A 6,809-nucleotide genomic window follows, 5' to 3' on the forward strand; every position below is an offset into this window, starting at 1 on the left:
GTACCGGGAGGGGAGGCTGAAGGCGTTCGACGAGGGAGGGCGCAAGGTGTACGATACGATAGCCGGCCGCAGGAGGCGGCTGGGGCTGGCCGCCTAGGCCGTCCGGAAAAACGTCCGCACCCCCAAGAAGCAGGTCGACGGTTCGCTCCCATACGGCGATCGTGTCGACATCGGCGTTTTGCGCTACGAGCGTGCTGAAACCCGAGGTGATCACGAACAGATACTGTGCCGCGCTCTCGATGTCGTAGTCTTTCGGCAGCGCTCCGATATCCACGCCGTGCCTCAGGACAGCGGCGAAGGCATCGATGGTGCTCCTCGTCAGCCTTTGCTGATGCTGGGCGACGGCAGGAATCCTCGTGGCTTGCATGTCGATCTCGGCGAGGACGCGGCGACGCTCTTCGTCTCCATGGTAGTTGGCGAGGATGGAACGGCCCATCTTGTACAGGTACGAGAAGTACTCGCTTGTGTCGACGATAGCGACGAACCCTTTGTCCTCGGGGTCGAGCACGGGGTAGAGGCTTTTCACCATGTCCAGGAACAACTCTTCTTTTGATGCGAAATAGTAATAGAGCGCCGGTTTGGAGATTCCGACTAGGGTGCACACCTGGCTCACCGAAGCTTTGTCGTAGCCCTTCTCGGCCACCAAGGAGTACATGGCATCTCGTATCTTGTCTTTGGTGCTCGGTTCGCTCACGGCCAAACCTTTCTTTGAAAACAGTTCCCTTACCACAATAGCATATACGTGAGCAGGTCGGATATAGTTCGGAGACCTCATGCCCTCCGTCGATCCTTCTCCTGCTTCTCCACTCTGCTCGTCTCCCTTGTTTTCCGTGTTGACGGCGGTGGCTCTGCTTGCTATAGTAATACTTACTTACCGGTAGGTAAACACCATACACAGTGTTGGAGGAGAACGAACACGTTCGCTTCCCAAAGCACGGAGGAGGAACCCGTGTTAGAGAACTATCGGCATCCAGGGGAGTTTGAGCCCCAGTCAGACGTCTTCATGGAATGGATCCCCGACGCCTACCAGATGAAGGGTTACGACAACAGCCAGTCGTGCGCCGAGATCGTGAAGGCGCTCCAAGAGCACGGAGACGTGACGCTCCATATCAACTGCGGCGCTGAGGGTGTTCTCGACCGCGCCAAGGCGAGTTTGCTGGAAAGGGGCGTTCGCGTCGAGGAAATCGAATTCGTGCAGTTCAAGGATCCCAACTTCTACGTGCGCGACAACGGGCCCACGGTTGTGGTGGACGATCGGGGCGGCAGGATCCTCGTCAACCCGAATTGGAGCTATTACGGGACGCTGCCGGCCGATGATCCGTACTGCGTGCAATCGCGTATCGCCGCCGTGCAGATGGGCGTGTCGTTGGGAATCTTCGACGTGGTGAATTCGGACATCGTGTCGGAAGGGGGCGATCGGGAGTTCAACGGCCAAGGCGTCATGATGTGCATCGAGGACACCGAGGTGCGCAAGCGCAATCCCGGGCTTGCGAAAGAGCAGGTGGAGGCAGAGTTCAAACGTCTCTACAACGTGGAAAAGGTCATCTGGATCCCGCGTCCGATGCTCGAGGATGACGATTTCCGCAATGGGCCTTTGGAGTATCGCGATGGCGTGCCGTACCTCGGATCGAGCTTCGCGGCCCATATCGACGAGATGTGCCGTTTCGTGGATGCAAACACGATCCTGCTCGCTGAAGTGACCGATGAGGAAGCGCGCGCGAGCGAAGTCAACGCGGAGAACAAAAGGCGTCTCGATGCCGCTTTCGACGTGCTTTCCAAGGAGACGGACGCTCAGGGCAACCCCTTCGTCATCAAGCGCATGCCCGTTCCCATTGCGATCGACTACGTGCTCACCGAAGACGATGAGAACTACGGGCTGTACGAAGGGCCCATCAAAGAGATGGGTGGATCGTTCGCCGATGGCACGCCGTGGCCAGGGGGCGACATCCACCTCATCGCTTCCACGGGGTACTGCAACTTCCTCATCTGCAACGGCGTCGTCATCGGCCAGCGCTATTGGCGCGAGGGAATGGACGTGGCCATCAAAGAGAAGGACGAGGCTGCGCGGGCAGTGCTCGAGGAATGCTTTCCGGATCGCACGGTGGTGATGGTGGACAGCCTGGCGCTCAACATGACCGGCGGCGGCGTGCATTGCTGGACGAAGAACGTTGCGGCCTCCGGCCCGGTTCGGGACGGGGCGTAAGAGAAAACGCGCGCCGCGCGAACGATCCTGGCAGATTTCGCGCGGCATGCGGACAAACACATTCATGATATCAGAAAGGAACGAAGCTATGAACAGCAACCTTGTCGGACGGGACGTCTTGAATCTTCGCGATCTCACGCCCGATCAGTTTCGCTATCTGATCAACCTTTCCTGGGAATTGAAGGCGCAGAAGAAGGCGGGCGTCGACCAGCGGCACTTCTGCGGCAAGAACGTCGTGGCCAACTTCATGTGGAGCTCGACGCGCACGCGCTGCGCGTTCGAAACGTCTTGCAACGACCTCGGCATGGGCTTCACCTACCTCACCAACTCCCATATGGGCTACGACGAGAGCATGAAGGATGCGATTCGTGTGCTGTCCGGCATGTACGACCTGCTGGTCATCAGGGCGCAGCTGCGCGAGGAGTTTTTGTACGAGATCGCCGACTATTGCGACATCCCGGTGATCAACGCGCTTACGCTTGACGACCATCCGACGCAGATGCTTGCCGATGCGCTCACCATGGAGGAGCAGTGGGGCGGCCTGGGCTCGAGCCGCCACAAGACGATGGCCTACGTGGGCAACTGCTCCGGCATGCCGTACTTCTACGGACGCCTGTGTGCCATCTTGGGCATGAACCTGCGCGTGATCGGCCCCGAGAACCCCCGCTATCGCCTTCGCCAGCCTTGGATCGACGAGATCGCCGAGCTGTATCGCCGCTGGAGCCCCGACTGCGAGTTCACGGTCACCAGTGACGTGGATGCGGTGCAGGGCGCCGACGTCATCACCACGGAGGTATGGCGTTATCGCAGCCCCGACGTGAGCGATCAGGTGCTCGACCCCGAAGAGTACGACTCGTGGATGGGCGATGTGAACGACCTCTTGCCGTACCGCGTGTCGAGCGAGCTGTGCGAGCGCGCGGGGAATCGCGACGTCTTCTGCATGCACGAGCTTCCCTCCGTGCACAACGCCGACCATGAGATCGGCCGAAAGCTGCTCGCCCAAGCACCGAACGACTTCGAGCGCACGGTTATCGAAGAGGGGCTTGAGATCACCGACGAGTGCTTCGAGAAGAACGCCTCGGTCATCTTCCGCGAGGCGGAGAATCGCCAGCACACCATCAAGGCCATCATGGCGGCTGTGCTGGGACTGTAAAAGCGCTTGCCGGGGCGTCGTGCCCTGCGCTTCGCGTCCGCGGCGACACAGGGAGGGAGCTCGCAGACGCCCCGGCTCATCGTTTGAAGGGAAACGATACCTATGGAACATGCGCATGACTTGAAAAGCTCGGGCAAGTTCGCCTGGGTGCTGGTGCTGGGACTGGGCCTTATGTCGGCGGGCACCACCGGCTCTTACAGCGTTGTCGCGGGCTGCTTCATGACGCCGGTTTGCGACGATTTGGGAATCGACTACAACATGTTCTCGTATTACTTCACGGCGACGCTCGTGGGGATCGCCGTGGCGATGATGTTCGTTGGCAAAATCCTTCCGAAGGTCGTCGGACGCTGGACGCACGTTGCGGTGGCCGTGGTTCTTCTGGCAGCCGGAGCGGCTATGGCGTTTTATTCAAACGTGTGGCTGTTCTTGCTTTCGGGGCTTGTCATCGGGTTCGGCATGTCGTTCACCACGGGCTTGTGCATGTCGGCCGTCATCGACCAGTGGTTCAGGAAAAAGGCGGGCCTCGCCATCGGCTTGGCCTGGGCGGTCAACTCGGTGTACATGGTGGTGATGAGCCCGGTTATAACTGCGGTCATCGAATCCGTCGGCTGGAGGAACGGCTATCTGGTGCTGGCTGCTGTTTCGGCTGTCCTGGTCATCCCTTCGATCATGTTCATCATCCGCTTCAAGCCCTCGGACAAAGGCATGCTCCCGTACGGTTACGGAGAGGAGTCGGATGCGGCCGAAGAGGGCGGCGCGGAGGTGGCTGCCACGCGGGGCGTGCCGTTCAGGATGGCGGTGAAGTCCCCCGCATTCATCGCGTGCGTGCTGTTCTTGTGCTTCGTGCAGATCACCGTGTGCATGAACCAGCTGTTCCCGACGTATGCGGTCGAGGTTGGCCTGGGGGCGATGACGGGGAGCATCATGGTGTCGTCGGCGTCCCTGTTCGACATCTTTCTCAATCCCGCCGTCGGCTCGGCGTGCGACAAGCTGGGTTCCTTCAAGGCCCTTGTGCTGTGGACGGTGGTGAGCATCGTCTCGTTCGTGATGCTCATCTGCTCAGCGGGGGTGCCGTGGTTGGCCATCGTCGGCGCAGGCGTGAACGACGTCATGTACGTGGTGGCTGGCTCCGGGTTGACGTGCCTGCTCATGAGCGTGTTTGGGTCCCGCGATTACGGGCGCATCTTCGGCATCGTGTGCGGGGTGGCCTACATCGCCGGAGCGTTCGGCATGCCCATCATGACCGCCGTCTACTCGGCCACGGGCACGTTCAACGCGGTGTTCGGACTGTGCATCGCCATGAACGTCGCCATCATCGCCCTGCTCTTCGTGATTAAGGCGACCAGCAAGAAGCTGCAATGGGTGGAAGGGGAGGACGAGAAGCCCGTTGCGCTCGGATAGCGGCAGGGCGGTGCGACTTGGCGTGTGACGCGCTCGTTTGCACGGTGCGCTCTGAAGGGGCGTTCGCTCGCGCTCGTCCGTGACATCGATTGCGGAAGGGCCCTTCGCCGAAGGGCCCTTCCGTGTGTTCGATCAGGGGGTTGGAGGGCCGGGGGGCGGGCGCGAAGGGCGTCAGCCCTCGGCGAACTCGTCGTCGTCCCAGGGGCGGTTGGCGACGTGGCGGCCGTGGCGGGCGCGGCCGCCGGCAAGGTCGACCGCCTCGTCGCTGGGGACGTTGTCGCGCGGGTTCGTATCCCATTTCGCATGCACGCGCTCGCGGCGCTCGCGTTGGGCGCGGGCTTCGCTCGGACGCAGGTGGCGGCCCGTCGCATGCGCCTCCTCTCGGGCGGCATCCTCGCGCGCGAGCGCCGCGCGAATGCGCAGGTACTCCCAGAACAGCAGCACGAGCAGGATGCACATGACGATGAGGTAGCCGATGACGGCGCCCGGCAGCCCGGTGAAGTTCACGAGCAGCACCGGCACGAACAACGAGAATCCGAACGTGATCAGGTAGAGCTTCGTCACGGCCCGCTGCCTTCTGAGCACGGTGATCACCTGGTAGAGAAACTCGATGGCGGCCGTGACGCCGCCGGCGGCCAGCATGATGAGCGCGAGTTCCCGGAATTGCTCGAAGTCGAGCCCGTACAGAAAGCCCATGACGGGGATGCCGATCCAGCTCATCAGCAGCATCACCGCGCCCGTGAGGACGACGATCATGGCGAAGATGGCCACGATGATGATGTTGAACTTCTTGCGCTTCGAGGGGTCGGCCCATGCTTGGGCCATGCGCATGGTCAGCGGCTTGTACACGAATCCGGCGGTCAGCAGGATGGCGTGGGCGGGGAAGTACAGCGCGTTGAAGTACAGCTGGTTGTCGTACGAGAGCACGCCTTCCATGACGAACTTCGGCATGTTGTCGATGAGGTTGTACATGAACAGCGCCACGAACAGCGGGAAGCACTGCTTGAAGAGGGTCGCGACGCTCGACAGGCTGGCCCGCCGCGACTTCGGCGTCTCGAACAGCGTGAGCGGCAGCGTGAGGAACAGAAACGTCGCAACGGCGACGACGGCCATGATGACGCATGCGATTGGCAGGTTGCGCGTGACGAGCAGCGCCAAGCTGAACACGAACAGCACGGTCAGCGAGCGGAACGCTTGCGAGATGCCGGCCAGGTACAGCTTGTCGGCTTGCTGCAGACGCCCTTCGTACACGTCCGCGAGCGCATCGATCATCTTGTACACGTACACGCCCCCGCTGATGACGAGCATTTCGCCCGCATAGCCGCGAATGGAGCAGTAGGCCGCCCCCGCCGCCAGCATGAGCGCGCAGGTGATCCAGCGGTTCACCTGGTAGTCGGCGAACGAATGCTCCTCGTCGAGGTCGGAGGCCTGGTAGGTGCGCACGCCGTAGTTGCCCACGAACATGAGCATGAGGGCGGTGATGAACGCGAGCGAGAACATGCCCGCCTGCTCCACGCCCGCAAGCTGCGTGACCACGATGGTGAGGATGGGGAACACCATGCCCCACGTTCCCACGCCGACGGTGTTCCATACGTAATCGCGGGTGGTGCGGTGCGCGGCGTATTCGGCTTCTTGGCCGGTCAGCGAGCGTTCGGACACGGCACCGAGCAGTCGGTTGCACCAACGGTTGACGCTGCGGGTGATGAAGTTGGGTCTGCGCGGCGGTTTGCCGGACGCATGGCGCTCGCGTTCGCGGGACGACGCTCCGAGAAAGGGCGTGGAGTCCGAAGGACGGGCGGCGCTGCCGATGGTGTCCGCGTTGGGAGAGGTGGGGGCGCACCGGTCGTTTCGCCCGTGTTTTCCCTGATGGACATGATCTTTTGGCGTGCGGCTCATGATGCGAGTCCTGTTTCTCCTTCATGCGATGCTCGGTTTGCCTTGCCCCATTATAGAGGTCGCGCCATGCGCGCTCTACAAGATTCATAGCGAAGGCAAACGGGCGTGGCGGGCCGCGAGGGGGCTGGGGCGGGCGGCACGCGGTGCGGACGGGGT

The 6,809-nt window shown here is 61.8% G+C and carries 5 protein-coding genes; 3 read left to right on the top strand and 2 right to left on the bottom strand.

The genetic code is table 11. From position 1 onward, the window contains the following. Positions 1-694 (bottom strand): TetR/AcrR family transcriptional regulator (locus tag C2L80_RS12665; RefSeq protein WP_103263330.1); only part of this gene is annotated, 694 nt, incomplete at its 3' end. A gap of 255 nt (positions 695-949) precedes the next feature. On the opposite strand from C2L80_RS12665, the gene C2L80_RS12670 reads away from it, so the two are divergent. The 3 genes from C2L80_RS12670 to C2L80_RS12680 all read left to right on the top strand — a co-directional run bounded on the left by C2L80_RS12670 (position 950) and on the right by C2L80_RS12680 (position 4,757). Beyond that, entirely contained in the window at positions 950-2,203 is a 1,254-nt protein-coding gene (locus C2L80_RS12670) for an agmatine deiminase family protein (RefSeq protein WP_103263327.1), read from the top strand. Between the two features lie 88 nt (positions 2,204-2,291). Further along, a complete protein-coding gene (locus C2L80_RS12675) occupies positions 2,292-3,356 on the top strand; it encodes an ornithine carbamoyltransferase (RefSeq protein ID WP_103263328.1) in 1,065 nt (354 codons plus the stop codon). A gap of 102 nt (positions 3,357-3,458) precedes the next feature. Then, positions 3,459-4,757: an MFS transporter gene (locus tag C2L80_RS12680; RefSeq protein WP_103263329.1), complete on the top strand. Its 1,299-nt coding sequence runs from the start codon at positions 3,459-3,461 to the stop codon at positions 4,755-4,757. A 171-nt stretch (positions 4,758-4,928) separates the two neighbouring features. Here C2L80_RS12680 and C2L80_RS12685 read toward each other — a convergent pair whose 3' ends face one another. After that, positions 4,929-6,653 carry a lipopolysaccharide biosynthesis protein gene (locus C2L80_RS12685; protein ID WP_239939005.1) on the bottom strand — a complete coding sequence of 575 codons (1,725 nt, stop codon included), beginning with the start codon at positions 6,651-6,653 and terminating at the stop codon, positions 4,929-4,931. Positions 6,654-6,809: the final 156 nt, after the last annotated feature.

The sequence above is a fragment of the Rubneribacter badeniensis genome, assembly GCF_002899695.1.
Classification (GTDB): Bacteria; Actinomycetota; Coriobacteriia; order Coriobacteriales; family Eggerthellaceae; genus Rubneribacter; species Rubneribacter badeniensis.

Bases quoted from the DNA above. Each gene is read 5' to 3' on its own strand.
- C2L80_RS12685 (WP_239939005.1), bottom strand. From the start codon at position 6,653: ATGAGCCGCACGCCAAAAGATCATGTCCATCAGGGAAAACACGGGCGA.
- C2L80_RS12675 (WP_103263328.1), top strand. From the start codon at position 2,292: ATGAACAGCAACCTTGTCGGACGGGACGTCTTGAATCTTCGCGATCTC.
- C2L80_RS12680 (WP_103263329.1), top strand. From the start codon at position 3,459: ATGGAACATGCGCATGACTTGAAAAGCTCGGGCAAGTTCGCCTGGGTG.